This window comes from Kitasatospora sp. NPDC051853, from assembly GCF_044452665.1.
In the GTDB taxonomy this organism is placed as follows: domain Bacteria; phylum Actinomycetota; class Actinomycetes; order Streptomycetales; family Streptomycetaceae; genus Kitasatospora.
This window is the reverse complement of the sequence record NZ_JBITBY010000009.1, coordinates 1-23,597: the sequence shown is the minus strand read 5'-3', so window position 1 is coordinate 23,597 and position 23,597 is coordinate 1. Positions and strand designations below refer to the sequence as shown.

Annotated in this window: 20 protein-coding genes and 1 pseudogene; 10 read left to right on the top strand and 11 right to left on the bottom strand. The window is 72.6% G+C overall.

The features are described from left to right. Positions 1-27 precede the first annotated feature (27 nt). Positions 28-1,167: a PucR family transcriptional regulator gene (locus tag ACIA8O_RS24935; protein ID WP_396296176.1), complete on the top strand. Its 1,140-nt coding sequence runs from the start codon at positions 28-30 to the stop codon at positions 1,165-1,167. 62 nt (positions 1,168-1,229) lie between these two features. On the opposite strand, the gene ACIA8O_RS24930 is transcribed toward ACIA8O_RS24935, so the two are convergent. The 3 genes from ACIA8O_RS24930 to ACIA8O_RS24920 form a co-directional block, all read right to left on the bottom strand. Continuing rightward, positions 1,230-1,514 carry a hypothetical protein gene (locus ACIA8O_RS24930; RefSeq protein WP_396296175.1) on the bottom strand — a complete coding sequence of 95 codons (285 nt, stop codon included), beginning with the start codon at positions 1,512-1,514 and terminating at the stop codon, positions 1,230-1,232. 28 nt (positions 1,515-1,542) lie between these two features. Next, positions 1,543-1,836: a hypothetical protein gene (locus tag ACIA8O_RS24925; protein ID WP_396296174.1), complete on the bottom strand. Its 294-nt coding sequence runs from the start codon at positions 1,834-1,836 to the stop codon at positions 1,543-1,545. A 99-nt stretch (positions 1,837-1,935) separates the two neighbouring features. After that, positions 1,936-2,541: a hypothetical protein gene (locus tag ACIA8O_RS24920; RefSeq protein WP_396296173.1), complete on the bottom strand. Its 606-nt coding sequence runs from the start codon at positions 2,539-2,541 to the stop codon at positions 1,936-1,938. Positions 2,542-2,691: 150 nt separating this feature from the next. On the opposite strand from ACIA8O_RS24920, the pseudogene ACIA8O_RS24915 reads away from it, so the two are divergent. The 3 genes and pseudogenes from ACIA8O_RS24915 to ACIA8O_RS24905 all read left to right on the top strand — a co-directional run. Next, positions 2,692-4,233, top strand: a pseudogene (locus ACIA8O_RS24915) (IS1182 family transposase); the annotation flags it as partial. A gap of 562 nt (positions 4,234-4,795) precedes the next feature. Next, positions 4,796-5,590, top strand: a complete 795-nt coding sequence (locus ACIA8O_RS24910) for a hypothetical protein (protein ID WP_396296172.1) — start codon at positions 4,796-4,798, stop codon at positions 5,588-5,590. A 335-nt stretch (positions 5,591-5,925) separates the two neighbouring features. After that, the gene (locus ACIA8O_RS24905; protein WP_396296171.1) at positions 5,926-6,393 is read left to right on the top strand and encodes a phospholipase; all 468 of its coding nucleotides are present in this window, start codon (positions 5,926-5,928) and stop codon (positions 6,391-6,393) included. Positions 6,394-6,468: 75 nt separating this feature from the next. On the opposite strand, the gene ACIA8O_RS24900 is transcribed toward ACIA8O_RS24905, so the two are convergent. Together ACIA8O_RS24900 and ACIA8O_RS24895 are read right to left on the bottom strand one after the other, a co-directional pair. After that, positions 6,469-7,464 carry an ArsR/SmtB family transcription factor gene (locus ACIA8O_RS24900; RefSeq protein WP_396296170.1) on the bottom strand — a complete coding sequence of 332 codons (996 nt, stop codon included), beginning with the start codon at positions 7,462-7,464 and terminating at the stop codon, positions 6,469-6,471. Positions 7,465-8,145: 681 nt separating this feature from the next. After that, the gene (locus tag ACIA8O_RS24895; protein ID WP_396296169.1) at positions 8,146-8,841 is read right to left on the bottom strand and encodes a hypothetical protein; all 696 of its coding nucleotides are present in this window, start codon (positions 8,839-8,841) and stop codon (positions 8,146-8,148) included. A gap of 368 nt (positions 8,842-9,209) precedes the next feature. On the opposite strand from ACIA8O_RS24895, the gene ACIA8O_RS24890 reads away from it, so the two are divergent. Next, positions 9,210-9,974: a hypothetical protein gene (locus ACIA8O_RS24890; RefSeq protein WP_396296168.1), complete on the top strand. Its 765-nt coding sequence runs from the start codon at positions 9,210-9,212 to the stop codon at positions 9,972-9,974. 190 nt (positions 9,975-10,164) lie between these two features. Here the strand turns inward: ACIA8O_RS24890 and ACIA8O_RS24885 are convergent, their stop codons facing one another. Further along, complete coding sequence (locus ACIA8O_RS24885) at positions 10,165-11,214, bottom strand: hypothetical protein (RefSeq protein ID WP_396296167.1); 1,050 nt, start codon at positions 11,212-11,214, stop codon at positions 10,165-10,167. A 417-nt stretch (positions 11,215-11,631) separates the two neighbouring features. Between ACIA8O_RS24885 and ACIA8O_RS24880 the strand changes: the two genes are divergently transcribed. Continuing rightward, entirely contained in the window at positions 11,632-12,048 is a 417-nt protein-coding gene (locus tag ACIA8O_RS24880) for a low molecular weight phosphatase family protein (RefSeq protein ID WP_396296166.1), read from the top strand. A 68-nt stretch (positions 12,049-12,116) separates the two neighbouring features. On the opposite strand, the gene ACIA8O_RS24875 is transcribed toward ACIA8O_RS24880, so the two are convergent. Next, positions 12,117-13,193 carry a beta-propeller fold lactonase family protein gene (locus tag ACIA8O_RS24875; RefSeq protein ID WP_396296165.1) on the bottom strand — a complete coding sequence of 359 codons (1,077 nt, stop codon included), beginning with the start codon at positions 13,191-13,193 and terminating at the stop codon, positions 12,117-12,119. A gap of 76 nt (positions 13,194-13,269) precedes the next feature. Continuing rightward, complete coding sequence (locus ACIA8O_RS24870; RefSeq protein WP_396296164.1) at positions 13,270-14,163, bottom strand: hypothetical protein; 894 nt, start codon at positions 14,161-14,163, stop codon at positions 13,270-13,272. 440 nt (positions 14,164-14,603) lie between these two features. On the opposite strand from ACIA8O_RS24870, the gene ACIA8O_RS24865 reads away from it, so the two are divergent. Together ACIA8O_RS24865 and ACIA8O_RS24860 are read left to right on the top strand one after the other, a co-directional pair. Continuing rightward, positions 14,604-15,272, top strand: a complete 669-nt coding sequence (locus ACIA8O_RS24865; RefSeq protein WP_396296163.1) for a helix-turn-helix domain-containing protein — start codon at positions 14,604-14,606, stop codon at positions 15,270-15,272. 71 nt (positions 15,273-15,343) lie between these two features. Next, positions 15,344-16,612: an APC family permease gene (locus ACIA8O_RS24860; protein WP_396296162.1), complete on the top strand. Its 1,269-nt coding sequence runs from the start codon at positions 15,344-15,346 to the stop codon at positions 16,610-16,612. Positions 16,613-16,734: 122 nt separating this feature from the next. Here the strand turns inward: ACIA8O_RS24860 and kdpB are convergent, their stop codons facing one another. Beyond that, positions 16,735-18,864 carry a potassium-transporting ATPase subunit KdpB gene (kdpB, locus tag ACIA8O_RS24855; RefSeq protein ID WP_396296161.1) on the bottom strand — a complete coding sequence of 710 codons (2,130 nt, stop codon included), beginning with the start codon at positions 18,862-18,864 and terminating at the stop codon, positions 16,735-16,737. A gap of 678 nt (positions 18,865-19,542) precedes the next feature. Between kdpB and ACIA8O_RS24850 the strand changes: the two genes are divergently transcribed. Beyond that, positions 19,543-20,079, top strand: coding sequence for a universal stress protein (locus tag ACIA8O_RS24850; protein WP_396296160.1), 537 nt, complete (start codon positions 19,543-19,545; stop codon positions 20,077-20,079). A gap of 227 nt (positions 20,080-20,306) precedes the next feature. Here the strand turns inward: ACIA8O_RS24850 and ACIA8O_RS24845 are convergent, their stop codons facing one another. After that, positions 20,307-21,128 (bottom strand): SDR family NAD(P)-dependent oxidoreductase, encoded by an 822-nt coding sequence (locus ACIA8O_RS24845; RefSeq protein ID WP_396296159.1) that lies wholly within the window; start codon positions 21,126-21,128, stop codon positions 20,307-20,309. Between the two features lie 564 nt (positions 21,129-21,692). After that, positions 21,693-22,487 carry a MerR family transcriptional regulator gene (locus ACIA8O_RS24840; protein ID WP_396296158.1) on the bottom strand — a complete coding sequence of 265 codons (795 nt, stop codon included), beginning with the start codon at positions 22,485-22,487 and terminating at the stop codon, positions 21,693-21,695. A 300-nt stretch (positions 22,488-22,787) separates the two neighbouring features. Here ACIA8O_RS24840 and ACIA8O_RS24835 point away from each other — a divergent pair, with 300 nt between their 5' ends. Continuing rightward, the gene (locus ACIA8O_RS24835) at positions 22,788-23,522 is read left to right on the top strand and encodes a DUF6193 family natural product biosynthesis protein (RefSeq protein ID WP_396296157.1); all 735 of its coding nucleotides are present in this window, start codon (positions 22,788-22,790) and stop codon (positions 23,520-23,522) included. Positions 23,523-23,597: the final 75 nt, after the last annotated feature.

Here is a 23,597-nt window from a genome sequence, read left to right as displayed (position 1 = left end):
GCCGAATTGTTCGCAGGGAACAAGAACATGAGCAACGCAGTCCGGAGGGCCGGCGAACTGGCCCTGGACGACACGACGGTCGCCGCCCTCAGGGCCACGCTGACCTCCACCGCCGAAGAGGTCGTCCGGGCGATCATCGACGAGGTCCCCTCCTACGCCAACGCCCTGTCGGGCCGCATGGGCGGCACCATCCGGCGGGCCGTCCGCACCGCCCTGGGCCACTACCTCGACCTCGCCAGCGGGCGCGCCACCGGAGTCGACGCCGGCGACGCGGCCTACGAACTGGGCCGGGGCGAGGTGCGCGACGGCCGTTCGATGGACGCCCTGCTCAGCGCCTACCGCGTCGGCGCCCGGGTGGCCTGGCGCTGCCTGGCGGCCGGGGCCGTCCCCGCCGGCCTGCCCGCCGCCGAGGTCGCCAAGTTCGCCGAGCTGACCTTCGCCTACATCGACGAGCTCTCCGCCGCGAGCGCCGCGGGCCACGCCGACGAACTGGCCGCCCGGGGCCGGGCCCACGAGCGCCACCTGGAGCAGTTGGCCCGCGAACTGCTCACCGACGCGGGCCCCGACGTGCTCCAGGCCTCCGTACAACGGGCCGGCTGGCAGCCCCCGGACTCGCTGACCGCGGTCCTGCTCCCCGCCGCCCAGGCCCGGACCGCCTACCGCACCCTCGACCCGGGCACCCTGGTCCTCGACGACCTGCCGGACGCCACCGGTGTGCTGCTCGTCCCCGACGCCGACCGCCCCCGCCTCCTGCGGCAACTGGCCGACCGCACCGCCGTGGTCGGCCCGGCCCGACCCTGGACCCGCGCCTGCACCTCCTACGCACGGGCCGTCCGCGCGCGCTCCCTCTCCCCCGGCATCCGCGACACCGAGGACCACCTGCCCGAACTCGTGCTGACCGCCGACCCGGAGGCGTTCGCGGACCTGCGGGCCCGGGCCCTCGCACCGCTGCGCGCCCTGCCCGCCGCGACGGCACGACGGCTGGAGGAGACGCTGCGGGCGTGGCTGCTGCACCAGGGCAGGCGGGAGGAGGTGGCGGCGGCGCTGTTCGTCCACCCCCAGACGGTGCGGTACCGGATGTCGCAGCTGCGGGAGCTGTTCCCGGACCTGGCCTCACCGCAGCGGATCCTCGAACTGACCCTGGCCGTGGGCCGCCCGGTCGCCTGACCCGGGGCGCGCCCCGGCCCGGGCACGACGGGAGCCGGACGCTCCGCCGGCCTGACGCCGGGTCACATCAGTTCGAGCAGCCGGTACCAGATGCCGAAGGTGAAGTAGTACGTCCTGGCCGCGGTCGTGCGCAGGCCGCGCCGGCGCCGGATCCCTCGGGTGATCGTCAGGGCGGCGATCGCCGCGTGCAGCGCCAGGAACCACCACAGGAAGGTCCGGTAGCCCGCGGACCAGCTCCCCAGGGAGACCGTGACCACCAGCACCAGGCCGAGGTGCGGGTACTGGATCCCGTCCGTCCCGTCCGCCCCGTCGTCCGGCTCCGGCTGCTCCTCACCCTTGCCCTTCATGCCTCCCCGTCCCCCACCGTCGGCGCCACTACGAGTACCCGAGGAAGGCCACGACGAGCATCGTCGGCCACCAGAAGGTCCAGCGGTACGCGAAGGACAGGGCCCGCCACACACCCCACCGCCGCAGCAGCCGGTCGGTGAGCAGCAGCAGGAACGTGGCCCCGTAGCCACCCGCCAGGCACCGTCCGAGGATGGGCAGGTCGCAGCGGAAGGCGGCCCAAGCCGCCGCCCCGGCCAGTACCAGCCCCACATGGGCCACCACGTTCTCCAGGACCCGCCCGTCCCCCGGGCCGTCGTCCTCCCGGTCCTCCGGCTCCCCCACCGTCCACCCCCGTCGACGTCCGTGCGTCCACCATCCCCGGCACCGCCCCGTGGGGCAATACCCGGGGAGCCACCCGTGACCGCTCTCGCCGACGTGCCGTCACATGCCGCTGGGGTGTGTGGACAGCCAGTCGGGGTGCGCGGCCCTGAGGGCGTCCCGGACCGCCGCACTGGGTGCGAACACGTCCCCGCCACCGTCGTAGGGGTGATAGAGCCAGCGGAGGTCGAGCGGGGCCAGGGTGACGCCCGCGACCACCTCGTCGGCCACGAGCCGCAGGAGCGGATCGAGCGCCTGCCGGCTCCGCGGGCGACGACTGACGTACTCGTGCCCGTGGACGACGTCGTCCGGGTCGTCGTCGTCATGGACCCAGCTGCCCCAGTGCCGGGCATCCGGGTCGACCCGCCGGAGCTCCGCCAGGCGCGTGACCGGCTCGGGGTCCGCGTTCCACTCCCGGGTGACCACGTACAGCTCGTCGTCGTCCGGCCCCAGTTCGGCCAGCAGCGTGTGGTGGCGTTCGAGGAGGATGCCGTACTCCGCCTCGTCGTCCGGGTACCGCTTCGACCCGGGCAGGCTGTGGAAGCGCACCCAGCGGTCGGGGTGGGCCCGGCGCATCGGGATGTCCTGCTGCGGTGCGGGCCACTGCCGCTGCCACAGGGCGGAGAGCGCTTCGAGGTCGAGGTCGAGGTCGAAGGTGCTTCTGTTCACCGCTCCATGATCGGGCATCAGGACTCCGGCGGACCGGGCGGCCCGGAACCGGCCGGGACGCTGTTGGCGAATTCGGTGCCCGCGTGACGTCGGCCCCCGAGACCTGGTTGTGGTCTTGGGGACCGACGTTGTCGTGTGGGGTGGGGTTCGTTGTCGATGCGGGTGCTGGGTGACCACGGTGTACCGGAGGAGACCGCCCGGGTTGCCCGGGCGGCGTTCCCGAAGGGGAGTCTGACGATCCGTCTGCGGGACGAGCCGGAAGTGCCGTTCCGGAACGAGGAGTTCGCGGACCTGTTCCCGGCACGGGGCCGACCCGCGTGGTCGCCGGGCAGGCTCGCGCTGGTCTCGGTCCTCCGGTTCGTCGAAGGGCTGCCGGACCGGTAGGCGGCGCTGGCGGCGCGCGGCCGGATCGACTGGAAGCACGCCCTCGGCCTAGAGCTGACCGACCCCGGCTTCGACCACTCGGTCCTCAGCGAGTTCCGTGCCCGCCCGGTCGACGCCGACGCCAGCCGGGGCCTCTTCGACCGGATCCTGGAGGTGGCCAAGAGCGTCGGCCTGCTCCGGGCACCGGGCCGGGCCGCAGCGGCTCCACCCACGTCCTGGCCGCGGTCCGCTCGCTGAACCGGCTGGAGTTCGTCATCGAGACCCTGCGCGTGGCCCTCGACTCCCTGGCCACCACCGCGCCGCACTGGCTCGCCGCCAACACCGACCCCGACGCCCTCGCCCACGACACCTGCCGCCCGGAGGAGTACCGGCTGCCCTCGGGCCAGACCAAGCGGACCGAACTGGCCGAACAGGCCGGCCGCGACGGCACCCTACGGAGACGGCCGGGTGCGGTGGCGTGAGCGAGCGGACTGCCCGCCCGGCGCGATACGCCTGGTCAGCCCCTACGACACGGACGCCCGCTCGAGCGTGAAGCGCGACGTCAAGTGGGACGGCTACAAGGTCCACCTCACCGAGACCTGCGACCCCGATGCCCCCAACCTGATCACGAACGTGCTCACCAGCGACGCCACCGTGCAGGACAACCGGGCCACCGACATCATCCACGACGCCCTCGCCGTCAAGGGCCTGCTGCCCGGCGAACACCTCCTGGACGCCGGCTACATCGACAGCACCCGGATCGTCACCGCCGCCCGCGAGCACCGCCTCACCCTCACCTGCCCCGTCCGGGCCGACACCAGCACCCAGTCCACCGGCCCGTACCGCCTGGACGCCTTCACCATCGACTGGGACACCAAGACAGTGACCTGCCCTAGCGGAGCCACGACCCGACAGTGGCGCGACGCCACCTCCCAGCGCGGCGCCCAGGTCGTGCGGATCCGCTTCTCCACCACCGACTGCCGCCCCTGCCCCGCCCGCGCGCACTGCGTCAGCTCCACCCACGCCCAACGACGCGAGCTCACCCTGCGCCCCCGCGCCGAACACGAGACACTCCGCCAAGCCCGCGCCGACCGCGACAGCGCCACCTGGCAGGCACGCTACGCGGCCCGCAACGGCATCGAGGGCACCATCTCCCAAGCCGTCCACACCGCCGGCCTGCGCCGCTCCCGCTACCGCGGACTGGCCAAGACCCGCCTGCAGCACCAGCTCACCGCGACCGCCGTCAACCTCACCCGACTCGACGCCTGGGCAACGGGCATTCCCCAATCCCGCACCCGCGCCTCACCCTTGACGGCGATCACGCCGGCCGCCGCACCGCCCCACCACAGCCTGCCGAAGAGAGCGGATCGCCAGCCGTTCCGTCGTCGCCCAGGCGGCGGAGCGGGCCGGGGTGAACGGCCTGGGTGGTGGGGACGACCGGGTGCGGGTGTGGGCCGAGCGGGCGAATCCGGCAGCCACTCCGCCCTCCCTCCCGGGCAGCGCGCGCTCGGTGGGACAGCATGCGCGCGGTGGGACACCACGCACGGCCATCCGGCCGAGCGCGTGCGGATACCGGCCCGCCGGGCTTCACGCTGCCCCCGTCACACCGTTCCCGGACCGGGACCACGGGCGAGGGGGCGGGACGCCCCGGCGGGCATGTCGACGGGCAGAGTGAACAGTGAACGCGAAAACGATCCTTCGAAGCGTGATGGCGGCGGCCTTGCTCGCCGTCGCGACCAGCGGCACGGGCGCCGCCTCGGTCGCGCACGGCGCCACCGGGAGCGGCAGCGAGGCATGCGACACGCAGTCGTTCGCCGACGAGTCCGTATCGGCCCGGCAGGCCCGGCTCACGACCTGCTTGACCACCGACGGCCGTTACATCACCGCCACTGTGAAAGCTGAGTGCCGATACGACGGCACCGTCGGAGAGCTTCGGCCCGACACCTGGAAGACGTGCGACCGGACGACCCTCGAAGGCGTCCTGGGCCGTACCGGCGCCGAAGGCCTGGAAGCTGACCTCTACGCCTCCGGGTCGGTCCGTTTCGAGTACCCCGGGCCCGGCGAGTACGGGCTCAAGGGCGTCGTCCGGGCCAGCCAGGCCTGGATGTGGTGCTACCAGCAGGACCACGTCCAGCGCAGGGACCCCACACTCCCCAACACCTGCGAGAGCAACGAGGTCCACGCGCAGTTCACGGTCGACCTGAAAGCCGACCTCACGGTCCCGAAGACGCCCAACCTGAGCGGAACCTACACCGAGGAGGTCTTCCAGACCGCGGACGGCAGCCCGGAGACCGAGTACACCTTCACCGTCACCAACACCGGCGATGAGCCCGTCCACGGCGGCGTGCAGGCGAGGCTCAACACCGTGTTCACCGGCCAGGACGAGGACCTCGCGTTCAAGACCGCCGACCCCAGGTGCAGCCTGAGCAGCATCCCCCCGGCCTACGAGAACGCCGTGCTCACCTGCGACCTGGGCACCGTCCCCGGCCACGGCTCCGTGCAGGTCAAGGCACGGACCACAGACGAGGAGCCCCCCAACGCCCATCCCAGGGCCGGGTGCCACCCGTGGTTCACCTGGGGCACCACCACCATCGACGACACGGGCACCCACACCAGCGACACCGATGGCCTCACCAGCTGCGGCTACATCGAGCGCCTCACCAACGCCGACATCGAAACCCCCTAGGGGCACCCGCACGACCCACAACCACCCCAGGCACCACCTGGGCAGCGCAGACGGTGGCCCCCGGCACGTCCCATGACGTGCCGGGGGCCACCGCCGTTGTCCCGAGCTCCCCGCCGGGCCGTCCCCGCCACCACGACCGGACACCGAATTCGCCAACAGCATCCCGGTCGGGGCGAGGCCCCGGCGCCGTCGGCCGGTGCTCGGGCGCAAGGGTTTGCGTCCAGGGACAGAGGATCGCCGGCCGGCCCGTCCGGATGCCATCGTCGGTGCTCGGCCGAGAGCCGCTGCGCACCGGGCGACAGCGGCGCGAACGCGGCCGGAGACGTGGGGGAACGATGAAGAACTACAGGTCCGCTGTGGTCGGCGGCCTGGTGCTGGCCGCCGCCGTGACGGTGGCGGTGCCCGCACCGGCGTCCGCCGCCGGGGGCGGACTCACCAGGCTCGGCAGGCTCGGACAGCTGGTGGACTCGGTGAAGGAGTGGAACGGCGCCTACGCCAACCGGGCCAAGGACCCGTGGAAGTTCGACTGGTCGACCGACGGCTGCTCGCACGTGCCGGACAACCCGCTCGGCTTCAACTTCAAGTACGCCTGCCACCGTCACGACTTCGGCTACCGCAACTACAAGGCCCTGGTCGGCAGGACGACCTTCAACGCGAAGTACAAGGCGCACGTGGACGACGTCTTCCTGCGCGACATGAACACCCAGTGCGTGTTGAGCACGGCACCGGGCTCCAACATGCAGGTGGCCTGCCTCTCGTTCGCCCGGGCCTACTACACCGCGGTGAAGAACCTCGGAAGCTGACAACCCCTTTACAGGCCGGGCGAGTTGGCGCAATGTCAGCTCGCCCGGCCACAGCGGAAGTCCGACCCGCGCGGGTCAGTTGCCCGACGCCCGCAGGAAGGCCCTCCCCGCCGGGGAGAGCCGGTGCAGGACGCGGCGGCCGTCGCGGGTGGTGCGGATCAGTCCGGCCCGGCGCAGGGCGGCGGCGTTCCGGCTGGCGGTGGAGAGCGACGTCTTCAGGGCCCCGGCCAGTTCGGTGGTGGAGTGGGCGGACTGGAGCAGGACCAGGGTCTCCGCCCGGCTGGGGCCGATGAGTTGCCGCAGGCTCCCTCCGTCCGGTGACGGTCCGTGGGAGGAGGCCAGCCAGTGCTCCGCGAGGTCCACGGGGTAGGCCAGCAGGGGAGGCCGGCCGGGATCGGCGACCGCCATGGTGCGTGACGCGAAGAACGAGGGCAGCAGCGTCATCGGCCGGCCGCCGACCTCGAAGTCGGCCTCCACCGGGCACGGCGCCTCCAGGACGCCGTCCGACCACCTCAGGCCCTGGCGCCGGTAGCCGCCCAGCAGCCCTTCGACCCCTCCTTCCAGCACCGTCCGCGCACGCAGGGCCCGGTCGACGGTGAAGGCGGCCTCCATCTGCGCCGCGAAGGGCCTGATCGCCACTTCGTGGTAGCGGCGCAGCAGTTCACCCAGCCGGCTGACGGCGAGCGGCTCACCGTCGGCGAGCGGCCGGAACCGGGCGGGGAACCGTCGGCCACCGGCGGCGAGTAGGAGCATCTCCTCGCGCAGCCGACGGCGTGGGGTGGACATGAGCAGGTCCAGCCCCGCTTCGAGATCCGCCACCTCATGACCACCCGTCAGGAAGTCGGGCGGGTAGGAGTCCGCCGGGTAGAGCGGGGCGAGCGAGCGCACGGCCTCGGCGAGGCCGGCCGCGCCGAGCCTGCGCCGCACGGTCGTGCGCCACAGCTCGAAGACGGGCGGCACCCGAGGGCCGTGCAGGAGTTGCAGGCTGCAGGCGATGTCCCACAGCGGGTGCGGTTCGGCCGCGACCCGGATGCGCAGGGCGTCGTCGCCGGTGAAGTGGAACCGTAACAATGCTTCCCCCGACTCACCTGTAAGGAAATCCCGTTGAGTGCCCGCGGCGCACCGCTCCGCCGGCGTGCCGGTGCGCCGCCGACGGCCTGCGCGGGAAGTCTCGCCGCTCGCTGACCGCACCGTGAACCTGTGAAGTCATAGGACGCGTCGGCCCGGACGGGACGGCGTCGGCTTCGAGCCAGCGCCCGCTCGGTGCCGGGTCAGGCGGTGGTGTGGTTGCCCGCGCCGTCGCAGGGAAGCAGGGTGCAGGCGGCGGCGACCAGGACCACGGGCAGCATCTTCCGCGTGTGAGTGGCTCCCCCGAGGCGGGACGGGCACCGCGATCACCGCCCAGGGGGGCAGCCGGGAGCCGGGAGCCACGCGCTGCGCATACGGACCCATGAGGCCCGGTTGCTCCGCCAGGAGCAGGTGTGCTGCGTGGCGGTACGGTGCGGGCATCGGGGGCGGAGCGTCACACGCCCGGGACGTTCCCGTCCCCGGCGTCGACGGTTCCTCGGCGGCTGACCGAACGTCAGGCCCCGCACGGGGCCGCTGCCGGACCCGCCCGTCGACCGTCGAGCCGGTGCGGTCCCGTAGGCGTCCTCACACGGGAGCGGGTCCCGGCTCGCCGTGCAGCAACTCGGCCGAGGGGGTGGGGTCGGAGGGCCGAGGTCGGGGGCGGCCGGCACCCCGCCTCGGCGCCTACTGCGGGTTCCTGGGCTGCTCCGCGGGAAGGCCTTCGTTCCGCATCTGGAGGGTGAGGCCGGCGGCCGGTGTCTCGCCGGACGGCACGGCCTTGCCGGTGAGGTAGCCCGCGTGGCTGATCCCGAGCAGGGTGACGAAGGTCGACGAGAAGTCGGGCAGTGACGTCACCGCGGCGGGGTTCGCGGCACTTCGCAGGTGGACGACGGCGGCTCCGACGTACCCGGCCAGTACGACGACGGTGAAGACGAGGTTCTGGAACTTCGCCACGTCGACCAGCCTGTCCGCCAGCGGGCCTTCCTCGACGAGCACGACCTGGGCGAGCCTCGGCGGGTCCTTGAGCTTGCGGCTGCTCGCCGCGACGACATCGGCGCGCCGTACGTCGGCGTTGGTCTTGATGACCTTCGCCGTGACCGCCGAGCCGACGGAGATCCCGAGCACGCCCAGCACCTGGGCTGGCAGCGTCAGGTCGAGCGCGTCCTCGACACCCTCCACGAGCCGGCCCATGACCACTCCCGCGATCAGGGACACCACCACCAGGGTCCACAGCACGACCTGCAGGTGCGTCAGGCTGTAGCGGCCGCGCCGGTCGATGAGGATTCCCAGCGGACCACGGCCGATGGTCACACCGAGGCCGATCGCCAGGAGGACGCCGAGGGCGGCGGAGATGACCCACGCCAGGTACACAGGAGCCATGAGGGAGTCGCACCTTTCGGATGGCCGGGCCTCAGCTCGGTGGCCGACCCTCCGTCAACCGGCGCCGCGGGCACGGCACTTCGGTCTCCGACCAGGGCCCCACGCTTCGCGACGAGCATAGGGGCTCCCGGTGCGCACCGGTCGTCAGGCTCGCCGGGCTACCGTCAACGGAGCCCGTGAGAAGGGGCCGCGGAACGGGGACGAGGTGGCTCGAACACTGCCCTCTGCCGAACGGCCGTGCGCGCGTCCGTGGTCCGACCGGCTCCCCCCGGAGCTGTGCGGACCCACGCCGGAGACGGTCGGGCTCCGCCGCCGGGGCCCGCATCTGCCGTGACGCGGCGTCAGCCGTGCGGCCTAGACTCACCGGAATGAACACCGCGATCCCCGCCGAAGCCGATCTCGCCCTCCTGGTCGACGTGCTGCTGACCACCTCCGGATCCGCCGGCCACGACCGGGCCGGGTGGGAGCGGCTCGCCCGCGACGCCTTCGCCGCCGAACTCCCCCGGGAGCAGCCCGACCACTGGTGGCTGGCGGTGCCGGGCGCGACGTACGAGGCCGCCTTCGAGGTGCTGGGCCTGCACGACCGGATCCCGGTGACGGTGCGGTACGGGCAGGAGACGCAGCAGGAGGACACCAAGTACGCGCCGGACGCGGTGCACCGGGTGTTCGTCACCCCCGAGTACGCGGGCTGGCGGCTGATCTACGCCAACGAGCCGCTGGGGACGACGACTTGGGGGCCGCACGAGGTGATCGAGCGGCTCAGCGAGGCGTGCGGCCGGGCCCAGGTGTACTACCAGGACCCGTTCGCCGACGCGGTGATCTGGGCGGCGGCCGAGGACGGCGAGGTGGTCCGGGGCTACTGGCGCCACGAGGACGGCGAGTGGACCGGTACGCCGCTGCCCTGGGAGAGCGTGCTGACCGAGGCGGAGTTCGCGGACGACCCGGACGAGTACGAGTCCTACGCCGAGGACCCGGGCCGGGCGGAGACCACCGACGTCAACGCCGCCGCCGCGCACCTGTCGGTGGACCCGGCCGCGATCGACGCCGACACCCCCGTCCGGGGCCACGGCTGGCTCGCCCTGACGGCGGCCGGCGCCGGCCACGACGGCTTCGACGAGTACCCGGAACTCTGACCCGGCCCGCCCCGGTCGGGGTGGTCGGCGGCTGTGCGGGCCGGTCGGTGCGGGCGCCGTGGGAGGGCTCCGCCCAAGCGTTGCTCGGCCACCGCCTGGCCCGCCAGGCCGCGGTGGCCTGCTTGCGCAGCAACTCACCCACCGCGACGCCGGCCCCGGCCTGCCGGTCCGGTCGGAGGCGGACCGGGTGTCAGGCCGCCGCGCGGGCGGCCTTGGTGCGGGCGGCGTCGAAGACGGCGGCGGGGTTGCCGTAGTAGACCCACGGACCGGCGATCTCCCGGCCCATCCTGCGGAAGAGGTTCAGGGCCTGTGCCGGACGGCCGTTCTCGATCAGACCGTGGGCGATCCAGCCGCTGGTCGGGACGATGCCGAGGTGGGCGGGGTCGGCGGCCGCGAGGTCGGCCAGGGCCGCGTCCAGGGCGGCCGTGTACTCGGCGGAACGGTAGAGCGAGGCCGCGGACTTGTCGCGCAGGACCTGCTCCCAGTACGCGCGCAGCTTCAGCCCCGTCAGCAGGCTGCCCGCCGGCGCCGCGGCGATCGCCGTGTCCGCGAACTCGTGCATCAACTCGTTGCTGCCGAGCCACTTCTCGCACCAGTACTGCAGTGCGGCGACGTGCGCGGCGAAGTGATGGGGCTCGCGGGCCACGATCTCCGCCCACAGCGCGCGGTAGCGCTCGCGCGACCAGCCCTGGCCCATCGCGATCGGCAGCTGCACCACCCAGGCGTTCGGGTCGCCGGCCGGGGCGAGCCGGATCGCCTCGTACGACGCCTCCAGCGCCTGCTGCAGCACCTGGTGGAAGCCCATGGCCTGCTCGCGGGACACCTGCGAGGCGTAAGCGCCGGTGCGGATCTGCCACGCCCGCCTGACCAAGGCGTCCGTCTGCACCTGGGCGGCCACGTGGTTGTCCGGCTCTTCCTTGCGCCACTGCCAGAGCCAGATGTCGTCGGTGGCGGCGAGTTCACCGAACGGGTTCATCCGGGCGTAGCGGATGCTCCAGTCACCGTCACCGTCCGAGAGGTGGGCGGCTGCGGGCCGCCAGTTGCCCGCCTTGGCCGCGTCCAGCGCGGCCCGTGCCGCCGGGTCGGTGGGTTCGCTGCCCACTTCGACCAGTTCGGCGCGCGGCACCAGGCCCGCCGCGGGTGCATCGTGTCCTGCGGTGGTCCTGCGGCGCTTGTTCAGCCACAGGCCCAGTCTGATGAGGAGGACGAGGACGGCAATGATGGCGAGCGGGTGGGTCATGAACCTGCTTTTCTACGGAACTTCGTCGCACAGATGTGCATGCGGCGAAGATCGTATCGTTCGGCCGCGGAACCGCGAACAGGATTTGTGCGCGCGTGGCGGCCGAGCCGGACAAGACGTTCGCCGGCTCACCGGATCCCGCCCAAAGATGACCCAACTGTCGATTCTTACCCGGGAGTTGACTTTCCTCGCCACGCCCCGCACCACAACGGCCACGCCGGCTTCGCCCCCCTCCGCCACCGCATCCCCCTCGCATGACGCCGTCGCCCACCGGCATGACCAGGAAGCGGGTCGGCGGCCATGAACAGTGCGTGAAGCGGACGGCGGGCCGGGCGGGGTGGTGTCAGGGTGGTCGGGTCCGGGGTGCCGGTCCGTGGTGCCCAGCCTGGTCAGTGCGGTTGGTGGAGGGTCGTGCTCGTGTCCGACAAGCCCAGTGTCCTGTTCGTGTGTGCGCACAACGCGGGGCGGTCGCCGATCGCGGCCGCGTTCTTGCGGGAGTTGGCGGGGGACGCGGTGAGCGTGGCCTCGGCGGGCCCGGTGCCGGGTGAGCGGGTGAACCCGCTGGTGGTCGAGGCGATGGCGGAGGTCGGCATCGACGTGTCCGGACACGTGCCGCGGCAGCTCACCGACGCGGCGGCGCAGGCCAGTGATGTGGTGGTGACGACGAGCGGGCCGCTCGGCCTGCCGGGGCGTGCGGGCCAGGTCGTGGAGGACTGGCCGGTGGAGGATGTGGCGGGTAAGGACCTGGAGGGGGTGCGGGCGATCCGGGACGACATCCGGGAGCGGGTGGAGCGCCTGGTGGCCGGCCTCGTCGAGCAGCGGGACCGTCCGTAACGGCAGCGGGTCCGGACGGTCGTGAGGGGCGGGGACCCGGAAGGGGTGCCCGCCCCTCACCGTTGTCGTCAGCGGGTGACGGTGATGACGGAGACGCTGTGCGAGCCGGTGTTGGTGACGTACAGGTAGGTGCCGCCGGGGCCGGACGCAGTCCAGCGGGGGTCGTCGCCGACCGGGACCGAGCCGAGGATCTTGTTGGTGCGGGTGTCGAAGACGGAGACCGTGTCGGAGCCGGAGTTGGCGACGTAGGCGATCCGGTTGCCGCGGAAGAGGTTCAGGCCGCGGGGGTTGGCGCCGGTGGTGATGGTGTCGGTGACGGTGTTGGTGCGGGTGTCGATGACCGAGACGGTGCCGCCGATGGTGTTGGAGATGTAGACGGTGCGGGCGTCGGGGGCGATCAGGACGCCGCGCGGCTCGTCGCCGACGGGGACGGTGGCGGTCACCGTGCCGGTGCGGGTGTCGATGACGGAGACGGTGTCGGAGTCGGAGTTGGCGACGTAGGCGGTGCGCCCGTTGGGTGTGAAGGCGATGCCGCGGGGGGCCTTGCCGACCGGGATGGTGTTGACGACCGTGTGGGTGGCGGTGTCGATGACGGTGATCGCGCCGGAGCCGGTGCTGCTGACGTAGGCGTAGCGGCCGCTGGGGGCGATGGCGACCCAGCGGGGGGCGTCGCCCACGGGGACGGTCTTGATGACGGTGCGGGTGGCGGTGTCGATGACGGACAGGTCGTCGGAGTCACGGTTGGGGATGTAGGCGAAGGTGCCGCGCACGTCGAAGGCAACGCCGTAGGGGAAGGTGCCGACCGGGATGGTGGAGACGGCGGTGCGGGTGCGGGTGTCGATGACGGAGACGGTGTTGGAGCCGGCGTTGGCGACGTAGGCGTAGCGGTAGCCGGGGGCGAAGGCGACGGCGCGGGGGTTGAGGCCGACGGGGATGGTGTCCAGGACCACCGGGTGCAGTCCGTTGACGGAGGCGGCGGCCACCGCCCCGGAGCCGGACTCGTCGGCCGGGGCGGCGGTGGCCGGGCCGGTGAGCAGGCCGGCGGTCAGCAGGGCGATGCCCGCGGCGGCGGCGATCCGCGTCCGGCGTCCGGCGGACGCGGCGGTGGTGCGGGTGGCGGTCCGGGCGGTGGCCTGGGTGGACATGATCAAGGGTTCCTTTCGGCGGGAAACAATCCGGGGCGCACGTGGCCCCCGGTCGGGTTGGTCGAGGTGGACGGGCTTATTCGGCGACGGCGGCGGCCGCCGGGGCGCCGCTGCGGGTGCGGGCGAGGGCCACGGCGTAGGCGGCGGCGATCAGCAGCAGGGCCGGGGGCAGGACGTAGTCGCCGACGCGCTCCACGAACTGGAACCAGGGCTGCCCGACCAGCGGGCGCAGCAGTTCGGTGATGACCTTCCAGACGAGGATGAATATCACCAGGGATTTGGCCGGCTTGATGAGGACGGCGATGCCGAGGAGGATCTCGAAAATCCCGAAGACGACGAGGAGGTTGTTGTCCTGGACGGCGGCACGGCCGATCCCGAAGTAGTCGAAGAAGGTGTAGAGGAATGCCTTGTCCTCGAATGCGCCGAAACCGCCGTGGCCGATGAGGAGCAGGGCCAGGCCGCCGCGGGCGGCCCAGTGGGCGGTGATCCAGGTCTTGTCCGAGACGGCCCGGGGCGCGTCGGCGCGGGTGAGCCAGCCGCGCACGGACCGGCCGCCGAGGCCGACGATCGCCAGCAGGGCCAGCGGCATGCCGTAGTTGCCGCCGCGCTCCAGGAACTCCCACCAGCCCTCGCCGACGATGGGGCGCAGCAGGGCGGTGAAGACGCCCCAGGCGGTGGCGTGGAGCAGGACGATGCGGGCGGGCCAGAGCAGGACGATGATGCCGACGGTGATGTCGAACGCGCCGGTGAGGTACATCAGGTAGTCGGTGGCGGCCTGGGCGGAGATGCCGAAGAGGTCGTAGTAGGGCAGCCACGCCTTGGAGCGGCTGAGACCGGCCCAGCCGTGGCCGAGGTACTCGACAGCGACACCGATGCGCAGCAGCCAGTACAGCTTGGTCAGCGTAGGGGCGGTCAGGGCTCTCTTCCACGGGCTCGGCCTGCCGGTGGTGCCGGTGGTCTGGGTCGTCACCGATGTGTCTCCTGTTCTCAGTTCGAATACAGCTCCGATGGCCGAGAACTATGACACGGGCAAAGGCTTTGCATAACCCTTCCGATTGTTTCGCCTTTGATAAATCCGAATGCCCCCGAAAAAGGGCGTGCGAAAGCCGACCCTCTGCGCTTCTGGGCACTTCCTGTCCGACGGGGAATGCAATCCTGCCCGAAAGGGCAGTATCGCGTCCGCGCATTCCCCGCACGCGCCGGCGGCGAGGGGCCCGGCGGGATGCGCGGGATGGTGTGGGTGGAGTACGTGGAGGTGTCCGGCGGGAGCCTGGGGCTTGTGCGAGCATCACGCTCGGCGCGCCCCGGCGCGGGCGGACCATCAGGTCAGGCGGCCTCCCCCCGGGGCCGGGCCCGCCGCCGTGGCGGGCCGATTGGACCTCATCCAACAAGTCAACGAGAATTGAGTCAATGGACACTGACCCAACCGGAGTGCGGGAGCGGGCCGCCCGGCACCACGCGCTCGGCGACCCGGCCCGCCTGGCCATCGTCGACGCCCTGGTCACCGGCGACCTGGCCTCCACCGAGCTCGGCCACGCCCTGGGCCTGCCCTCCAACCTCCTCGCCCACCACCTCAAAGTCCTCCAGGACGCCGGCCTGGTCACCCGGGTGCGCTCGCACGCCGACCGCCGCCGCGTCTACGTCCGGCTGAACCCCACCACCCTCGCCACCCTCCTGCCGACCCCGGCGATCACCGCCCCCAGGGTGGTGTTCGTCTGCACCCGCAACGGCGCCCGCTCCCCGATGGCCGCCGCGATCTGGGCCGCCCGCAGCCCGGTCCCCGCCGCCAGCGCCGGTACCCACCCCGGCCCCCGCGTCCACCCCCGCGCGATCACCACCGCCCAGCGCCACGGCGTCCCGCTGAGCCAGCGTCAGACCTTCGACGCCGCCGACCTGCTGACCCCCGACGACCTCGTCATCACGGTCTGCGACAACGCCCACAAGGCCCTCGCGCCCGCGCACATCCACTGGTCGGTCCCCGACCCCAGCCCCGTGGACACCGACGACTTCTTCGACCGGGTCTTCGACGAACTCGACCAGCGCATCACCTGGCTCGCCGCCCTCACCACCACCGCCTGACCACCTGACCCGCGCCTTCCGGCCGCCACCGGACAGCTCCCCCGGACCACCACCGAAAGGCCGCACCCCCGATGAGCACCCCCGCACCGCCGTCCCGAGCCCCTGCCCTCACCCGCCGTCTCGGCGTCTTCGACGCCACCGTCATCGGTCTCGGCTCGATGATCGGCGCGGGCGTCTTCGCCGCCCTCGCCCCCGCCGCCTCCGCCGCGGGCTCGGCCCTGCTGCCCGCCCTCGCGCTGGCGGCCGTCGTGGCGTACTGCAACGCCACCTCCTCCGCCCGGCTCGCCGCCCGCTACCCCGCCTCCGGCGGCACCTACGTCTACGGCCGTGAACGCCTCGGGCCGTTCTGGGGCTACCTCGCCGGCTGGGGCTTCGTCATCGGCAAGACCGCCTCCTGCGCCGCGATGGCCCTCACCGTCGGCTCCTACCTGTGGCCGGCCCAGGCCCACGCCGTCGCCGTGGCGGCCGTGGTCGCCCTGACCGCCGTGAACTACGTCGGCGTGCAGAAGGCCGCCTGGCTGACCCGCGCCATCGTCGCCGTCGTCCTGGCGGTGCTGGCGGCCGTCGTCACCGCCTGCCTCACCAGCTCCACCGCCGACACCGGGCGCTGGGCCGTCGGAACCGACGTCACCTTCACCGGTGTCCTCCAGGGAGCCGGACTGCTCTTCTTCGCCTTCGCCGGCTACGCCCGCATCGCCACCCTCGGCGAAGAGGTCCGCGACCCGGCCCGCACCATCCCCCGCGCCATCTCCACCGCCCTCGGCATCACCCTGGTCGTCTACGCACTGGTCGCCCTCGGCGTCCTCGCCGTCCTCGGCCCCGACCAGCTCGCCCGCACCACCGCACCGCTCGCCGACGCCGTCCGCGCCGCCGGCCTCCCGGGCCTCGTCCCGGTGGTGCGCGCCGGAGCGGCCGTCGCCGCACTCGGGTCCCTGCTCGCGCTCATCCTGGGCGTCTCGCGCACCACCCTGGCGATGGCCCGCGACCGACACCTGCCCCACGCCCTGGCCGCCGTCCACCCCCGCTTCCAGGTCCCGCACCGCGCCGAGCTCGTCGTCGGCGCCGTCGTGGCCGTCCTCGCGGCCGGCACCGACGTGCGCGGCGCCATCGGGTTCTCCTCCTTCGGGGTCCTCGCCTACTACGCCGTCGCCAACGCCTCCGCCTACACCCTCACCGCCGCCGAGAACCGCCCGCCCCGCGTCGTGCCCGCCCTCGGCCTGGCCGGCTGCCTGGTCCTGGCCTTCGCCCTCCCTGTCGCCTCGGTGCTGTGGGGAGCGGTGGTCCTCGCGGCCGGCGCCGCCGTCTACGGCCTGCGCCGGACCGCCACCACCGGCACCTGACCCACCCGAACACGCGAAGCAGCCCCGGCTCGGAACCGGGGCGGCCGGTCCCGTGTCAGGCCCGGCACCGCGTGCGCTGTTCGTCGACGCCGTCCCCGTCCGTCGTGTCCGTCCCCGCCCGCTCACAGGCCGGGGACGAACTGGACCAGCAGGTCGATCAGCTTGATACCGAGGAAGGGCAGCACCAGGCCGCCGAGGCCGAAGAGCCGCAGGTTGCGGCCGAGCAGGTCGGAGGCGGAGGCGGGCTTGTAGCGCACGCCACGCAGTGCGAGCGGGATGAGGGCGACGATGACCAGCGCGTTGAAGACGATCGCCGAGGTGATGGCGGACTGCGGGCTGTGCAGGCCCATGATGTCGAGGTGCCCCAGGCCCGGGTAGGCGGCGGCGAACATCGCGGGGATGATCGCGAAGTACTTGGCCACGTCGTTGGCGATCGAGAAGGTGGTCAACGCCCCTCGGGTGATGAGGAGTTGCTTGCCGATCGTGACGATCTCGATCAGCTTGGTGGGGTTGGAGTCCAGGTCCACCATGTTGCCGGCCTCCTTGGCCGCCATGGTGCCGGTGTTCATCGCCACGCCGACGTCGGCCTGGGCGAGCGCGGGGGCGTCGTTGGTGCCGTCACCGGTCATCGCGACCAGCTTGCCGCCCGCCTGCTCCTGGCGGATGAGGGCGAGCTTGTCCTCGGGGGTGGCCTCGGCGAGGAAGTCGTCCACCCCGGCCTCCTGGGCGATCGCCTTGGCGGTCAGCGGGTTGTCGCCGGTGACCATCACGGTGCGGATGCCCATCCGGCGCAGTTCCTCGAAGCGTTGGCGGATGCCGTCCTTGACGATGTCCTTGAGCTGGACGATGCCCAACACCCGTGCGCCGTGCCGGTCGTGGACCGCGACCAGCAGCGGTGTCCCGCCTCCGGCGGAGATCACCCGCACGATGTCGAAGGCCTGCTGCGGGACCTGGCCGCCGTGCTCGTGCACCCAGGTCGCCACCGCCGCCGCGGCGCCCTTGCGCACCAGGATGCCGATGCCGTCCGGCCAGGTGAGGTCGACACCGCTCATCCGGGTCTGCGCGCTGAACGGGACGAAGTCCATCCGGCCGAGCTCGCCGGGCGCGCGCTCGCGCAGCCCGTGGTGCTCCTTGGCCAGCACCACGATCGAGCGGCCCTCCGGGGTCTCGTCCGCGAGGCTGGACAGCTGGGCGGCTTCCGCGAGTTGACCGCCCGTCACCCCGGCGAGGGCGACGAAGCGCACCGCCTGCCGGTTGCCGAAGGTGATGGTGCCGGTCTTGTCCAGCAGCAGGACGTCGACGTCCCCGGCCGCCTCCACCGCACGACCGGACATCGCCAGCACGTTGCGCTGGACCAGGCGGTCCATGCCGGCGATGCCGATCGCCGAGAGCAGCGCGCCGATGGTGGTCGGGATCAGCGCGACCAGCAGGGCCACCAGCACGGTGGTGCTCTGCTCCGCCCCGGCGTACACGGCCATCGGCTGGAGGGTGACCACGCTCAGGACGAAGACGACGGTGAGCGAGGCCAGCAGCAGGTTGAGGGCGATCTCGTTCGGGGTCTTCTTCCGCTCGGCCCCCTCGACCAGGGCGATCATCCGGTCGATGAAGGTGAGCCCGGGCCTGGAGGTGATCCGCACGACGATCCGGTCGGAGAGCACCTTGGTGCCACCCGTCACCGCGCAGCGGTCACCGCCGGCCTCACGGATCACCGGGGCCGACTCCCCCGTGATGGCGGACTCGTCGAGCGCGGCGACACCGTCCACCACGTCGCCGTCGCCGGGGACGGTCTCCCCGGCCTCGACCACCACGAAGTCCTGCGGCATCAGGTGCTCGGCGGGCACCCGCTCCTCCCGGCCGTGCTCCTGCCCGACCCTCCAGTGCTCCAGCCTGCGGGCGGTGGTGCCGGTACGGGCCTGGCGCAGCGAGGCGGCCTGCGCCTTGCCCCGGCCTTCGGCGACCGCCTCCGCGAGGTTGGCGAAGACCACCGTCAGCCACAGCCACGCGCTGATCAGCCAGGCGAAGACGCTGGGCGACACCACCGCCGACAGCGTGGTGAGGGCGGAGCCGACCTCGACCACGAACATCACCGGGTTCTTCACCATCACCCGGGGGTGCAGCTTGCGCAACGCCTCGGGGAATGCCTCGACCAGCTGCTTGGCGTCGAACAGCCCGCCGGGAGCCCGGTGTTGACGGGCCGCGGGGGCCGGGGCGGACACGGTGACGGGGTCCTTCTCAGGAGCCAGGGGAGACATGCGGCAGACCTTCGGCAGGCGGGCCCGGCGACAGGACCGGAGTGGGCGCCCCCAGCCAACCGTCCGGCGCCGTGCGCCCCCGCCCCCACTGACGGCTTCTTGACGGACCACCAGGAATCCTTGACGCGGCCCTGGCACCGGGATCCGCCGGGATCCGCCGGGATCCGCCGGGATCACGGCGCGGAGTCAGGAAGGGATTCGTCAGGACGTCCCCGCCGGCCCACTTCGGTGGCCCACCGGGATGTTGCCCGCCTCGACCTCTCTCCTGCCCGTCACCCACCTCCTCTCCGAAGCACCCGGAACGGCGGCGGCCGGTGGACCGGCGATCCCGTGTCCCCCCGGGTGCTGCTGGTGCGCTGCGGCCCTGAGCTGCTGCTCCGAGGAACTCCCGGGCAGCCCGACCCGGCGTTCCCGGACCGTTGCGGGCGGGGGCGGTTCACCGCTCCGGAGCGCTTCCTACCCCTTCTCGGACGGGTCTTCAGCGCCATCACCCCGTGGGTACGCACCGTCCACGCGCACACCCGCCCACCGCGCCCGGCCGGGCAGCTGGCGGCCGGCCCGTCAAGAACGCGCTCGGGCTGCGGCCGTGCGCGTCAGCCCTGCGTCAAGAGCGTCAACCGGGTGCCCTCGCGGAGGTCCACTGGAAGGGTCACGACCAGTGTGGAAAGAGGGACCGTCATGGACCGGACAGCCCGGGTCGTCGTCGGGGTCTGCGGGACGCTCAGCGGGCTCGCCGCCCTGCAGCGCGCGGTGGCCGAGGCACGGGCACGAGGCGCGACCCTCGTCCCCGTCACCGTCTGGGAGGTGTCGGAGGCCGACGGCCTGCGCCCGCTCCCCGAGTTGGCGCACGCCGCCTCCCGGCGCCTGGACACCGCCTTCGAGCAGACCTTCGGCGGCTACCCCGAAGGCATCCGCATCCACCCCGTGGTGGTGCGCGGCGAGGCCGGGCCGACCCTGGTCGCCGCCGCCGGCCGACCGGGCGACGTCCTGGTCGTCGGCACCGGCGGGCACCGCCGCCTCCGGCACGTCCTGCACGGCTCCGTCACCCGCTACTGCAAGACCCACGCCCGCTGCCGCGTGATCGTCGCCTCCCCCACGACGCTCCTGCAGAACCTCGCCCTGTCCGCCGGCAACGGCACCGCGCCGGCCGTCCCGGCCGGGGACCGGTCCGTCGCCGTCCCGGGCGGCGCGGCGGGTGCCGGGCACACGAACTGACGGTCCGTCGACCCACGCGCCACCGCCCCGGCGTGGGACGGGCCTTCCGGCTCATCGTCCCGCCCCGGGGCGGTGTGTGGGCTCCCGGTGCCGGTGGCACGCGGCACCGGGAGGTTCAGGGGGTCAGCGGCAGGCGCCGCCGCCGTGGTTGGCCTTCTTCTTGCGGCGGGCCTTCTTCTTGCGGGCGCGCTTGGACATCGTGGTGCCTCCTGGTGGTACGGATGGGCTCAGCTGTTGTGGACGAGCAGGTCGGCGAGCTTGGCGATCCGGCGCTGCGAGCGGTCCTCGTGCACGGCGGCCGCGGCGGGCGCGATGTCCCCGCCGTCGTAGTACTCGCCGTTGGCCAGGCGGAAGTCCGGCAGGCAGAGCTTGACCACGGCCCTCGCGCCCTCGGCGGCGGGCGCGCCACCGCGCCCGTAGAGCGGCAGCAGCGCGGTCTCGCACAGGCCGGGGTTGACGCTCACCGAGGTGATGCCGGAGCCCTCCGGCGCCATGTCCCGGGCGGCCATCGACAGGGCGAGCTGGGACTGCGCGTAGGCGGCCACCCGGGAGTACTTCCTGGCCCGGTTGGGGTCGTTCCAGTTCATCGAGGCGGTGCGGTGCAGGGAGGAGGAGACGTTGACGATCCGCGCGGTGCCGCCGGCCGCCGCGAGCGGTGCCCGCAGCAGCTGCGAAAGCAGGTGCGCGGCCAGGAAGTTGACCTGGAGCGAGACCTCGTTGCCGTCGTCGGTGAGGGTGCAGCGCTCCGGGGCCATGGTGGCCGCGTTGTTGACCAGCAGGTCCAGCGTCGGGAGGGCCGACACCACGGTGGCGGCGAGCACCGCGACCTCGTTCAGGCGCGTGAAGTCGGCTGCGAAAGAGTGGAGTCGGTCGCGGGAGGCACCGGACGCGACCAGGCGCTCGACGGCGTGCTCGCCCTCGTTGGCGGTACGGGCGTGCACGATCACGGTGGCACCGTGCTCGGCGAGCAGCCGGGCCGTCTCCCAGCCGATGCCGGAGGAGGCACCGGTGACCAGGGCGGTACGGGTGGACAGAACTGCGTCGGACATGACCCATCCAAGGGTGACCGGCAACACCGGGGTGCCGGAGCGCGCCGAACGCGCTGACCGGGAGCCGGAGTTGCGAAAGGTAATACTGCGGAATGCCCGCCGGGCGGCGTACGACGCGACTACACCAGCGGGGGTACTACGGCGCGGGCGGGCCGCCTGGGCGGCCCGCCCGCGATACGTCCGGGAGCTGGTTCCGGGAAGGGAATCGCTACCGGGCGTCGGGGACCGCGACAACAGCCAGCGCCCGCGGATGCGGCGGGCGGTCGTGGTGGCGTGTCGAGCGGTTCATGACGCCCATTCAAATCCACCGCGATCGCCCGCGCAACGACACGCCGCACGCTCTGACGCTTCCTTGACGACCGTTCACCCCGGCGCGTCGACCGGGCCGTTCTCCCGTACCGGGGCTGGCATCCCGCCACCGTTCCCACCCTGCCCGTCGACCCTCAGCACACAGGCGCGGGCGGCCCGGCTCCGGCCGTACGGCCGGGGCCCGACGGCGAGGACGGGCAGTGCGCAGCAAGCCGTGAGGGTGCCCAGGGCCCTGAGGTACTGTCGGCGGGCCGGTCAGCGGCAGAGGTCGGCAAGGGACTTCTCGTGGGCGAGGCCGGTGAAGGGGACGGGGCAGCGGGGGCTGCCCGCGCACTTGGTCAGGTCGTCGCAGCCGGCGTCGAGGGCAGCGGTCAGGGCTTCGCGGACGGTGGTCAGGTCGGCGATCCTCGCGTCGACCTCGGCGAGCTTGGCCCGGGCGTGGTCCTGGAGCCCGGTGACCGGGCGGCCGTGGCGGTGGCGGCCGGTCTCCAACAGCTCAGCGACCTCCTGGAGGGTGAAGCCGAGCCGCTGAGCGGCCTTGACGACCCGCAGCACGGTCACGGCCGTCCCGTCGTAGCGGCGGTGCCCGCCCGGGGAGCGGTCCGGTGCGGGGAGCAGGCCGCGGCGCTCGTAGTAGCGCAGGGTCTGCACGTTCACCCCGGCCGCCTCGGCGACCTGCCCCGAGCGCAGGCCCTCGCCGCTCACGACCGGCCCCCGTCCGCCCCGGTCGGCCGTGATGCGCTCGTGGAGGGCGGTCAGCACCTCCTCGTGCGCCGGGTCGACGGCGATCTCCAGGTGGATCCGGCCGTACGCGGCCGGGTCGACGGCGAAGGTGAAGAACGAGCAGCACCCACGCTCCCTCCCGGCCAGGTCGCGCAGCTGCTCCTCGACGGCTCGGTCCCCGGCCAGCACCAGGTGCAGCCGCAACGGGTCCGGCCGGATCACGGTGGTGAGGTGCCCGGCGAACAGCCGGTCCCACTCCGCCACCCGCAGGGGACGCTCCTCGGTCGGCAGCGTGCACGACGCCGGCACCCAGTTCGGCTCGGTCATGGTGTGCTCCTCGGCCCGGTCCGACGCGGTCCGCCGGTGATGCCACGACGGTAAACCCGTACCTCGGTACAGCTTGCAACTCGCGGTGGCCGCACCGAGCACGCCCGCGCGCATCACCGATCCGTAAGTCCAGGATCCTCTGTACCGCCAGGGCGTGCCGGCCCTCACCTCCGAGGTCGAAGTCGAGGTCCTGGCGCGGTTCGGTGCCGAGCTGCTGTTCCAGGTTCTGACGGAGCATGGGGGAACTTCACCTATGATGGCCGACCCCGCGCACCACACTGGCAGGAGGATTGGAACGTCATGAGCCGCGAACCAGACCCCACCGTCCTCTACCCGGACGTGGCCGCCCACGGCAGCCTCGCCGCAGCACTCCAAGCCGAAGCTGCGGCCCAAGGCATGTTCCTTCCCCTGACCGTCACCTCGTCCGATCCACTGCGTCATGCCACGATCACCAGTGTCGTCCCGCATCGCCACTCGTCCTACATCGCGGCGTGGCATCACGAGCGGAACTGGACCTTCTGGGGATCGTCCAATGACCGGCTCATGATCTGCGGCAGCACCAACGACATCCGCGAACTCCCCCAGGTGATCCGAGGCTGGGCCGAGGGGGCCGGCCTCGACGAGATCAGGCAGGCCGCGACCTTTGACCTGCTGACCGGACGTTTCGAGGTCCCCGACAACAACCCCGCCGACGTCATCGCCTCGGAGTGGCAATGTCTGCTGAAGGAGGGCGACCGCGCCGACTGGCCGCAGTACCAGGCGCTCATCGAGTCCGCCCACGCCGAACCGAAGCTCCGCAGGCTCTACCCCTACACCAGCCACTGGGCACTGGGTTTCGCCGAGAAGCCTGACGGCCCGTATTCCACTCCGTCCTTCGTCTCGATCGGCTCACCCCGGGGAACTGGCGACTACACCATCAGAGAGTGGTGGAACGGGCCTGCCCTGCACCACGTCGCCACAGCCGCCGAAGCGATCGCCATCGCCGTCGAACGGATCCCCGCCGACCTGCTCCAGAGGGCCTTCCCCCTGATGTGAGGACACCGGACACTGGATCTTGATGGTTCAGGAGAACGGAGTCCCTGTGGGGATGAAGCACTACCCGCCGGAGTT